The organism is Gluconobacter oxydans (genome assembly GCF_006539685.1).
Classification (GTDB): Bacteria; Pseudomonadota; Alphaproteobacteria; order Acetobacterales; family Acetobacteraceae; genus Gluconobacter; species Gluconobacter oxydans.
On record NZ_BJNM01000106.1, the window covers coordinates 1 to 521 of the forward strand.

At 60.7% G+C, this 521-nt stretch carries 1 protein-coding gene; it reads right to left on the reverse strand.

What is annotated here, in order from left to right; all coding sequences use genetic code 11:
• Positions 1-64: 64 nt before the first annotated feature.
• The gene (locus GOX01_RS12810) at positions 65-319 is read right to left on the reverse strand and encodes a type II toxin-antitoxin system Phd/YefM family antitoxin (RefSeq protein WP_062106886.1); all 255 of its coding nucleotides are present in this window, start codon (positions 317-319) and stop codon (positions 65-67) included.
• Positions 320-521: the final 202 nt, after the last annotated feature.

The following is a 521-nucleotide window of genomic DNA, read 5'->3' on the forward strand; positions in this document are numbered from 1 at the left end:
GGGTCGGCCCTGCCCGCCCGCACCTTTCGCAGTTCGGAAACAACGTTCGTGTCCAGCAGGAACATCAGCCAAAGTCCGCGGGACGCAGGCCGAGGGTCATGGGCGTCGGATCGAAGTCGATATCTTCGGCACCAGGCAGGGCGAGTGCATCCGCGATCTTTCGCGGTCTGTGGGTCAGCCGGCGATAGTCGTCGATGCTCAGCAGAACATGCGCCGGCCTGCCGCGGTCGGTGATGAAGACAGGCCCCTCAACGGCAGCCTTTTTCGCCCGGGACGTGTCCTGGTTGAACTCACGACTGGAAAATGTGGTGACAGTCATCTCGGGAGCCTCCTGGTTCTTATGTAGCGACATTACTACAACGAAGCCGGCAGCGCTATGGAAATCGGGCTCTTCCGGTCTGCACTCACAAACGGGCCAGCCAGTGTCCTTCACAGGGCAGGTGCCCGACCTGGAGCTGACATTCTGAACGGAGAAAGCCGATGAACACGATGGAGCATGGTGGTGCAATGGCAGTCGAGCG